This window comes from Bacillus sp. LR--39 (assembly GCF_053613335.1).
Genome location: NZ_JBSIOT010001557.1, coordinates 1 through 525 on the forward strand (window position 1 = coordinate 1; position 525 = coordinate 525).

The following is a 525-nucleotide window of genomic DNA, read 5'->3' on the forward strand; positions in this document are numbered from 1 at the left end:
TCCGACCGGATGGGGTACCGTCTTCAAGGAGAGGCGCTCGAACTCACTCAGCCTCTGGAAATGATCTCTGAAGCGGTATCATTCGGAACGATTCAAGTGCCGCCCGACGGCAATCCGATCGTTCTTCTCGCAGACAGGCAGACAGCGGGCGGATACCCGAGAATCGCCCATATCGCATCAGCTGATTTTTCTCAGGTCACGCAGATGATGCCGGGCGAGCAGGTGCAGTTTCAGCTTGTCAGCCTTCAGGAAGCAGAGCGCGTTTACATCGAACGGGAGACGAAAATCAGCGAACTTTCTGCCCGATTGAAGCTTGAATACATGTTATGATAGGTGTGATGTGTATCAGGAGGGGGAAGGCATGGAACATAAAAACAAAACAGTCGTCAAAGCCATGACCCTGCTCAATCTGTTCCTGACGAGAGAAAGGCTCTCGCTGGGCGACATGATTGAGCTGACAGGCATGCCGAAAACATCTGTCTACCGCATGGTTTGTTCTCTCGAAGAAATGGGTTTTCTCGACCG

Annotated in this window: 1 protein-coding gene and 1 pseudogene; both read left to right on the top strand. The window is 52.2% G+C overall.

Annotation, left to right across the window (positions count from 1 at the left end; translation table 11 throughout):
• A pseudogene (locus ACWHAR_RS31770) lies at positions 1 to 330 on the top strand (KipI antagonist); the annotation flags it as partial.
• A 31-nt stretch (positions 331 to 361) separates the two neighbouring features.
• On the top strand, positions 362 to 525 hold a 164-nt coding region (locus ACWHAR_RS31775), incomplete at its 3' end, for a helix-turn-helix domain-containing protein (protein WP_452089015.1).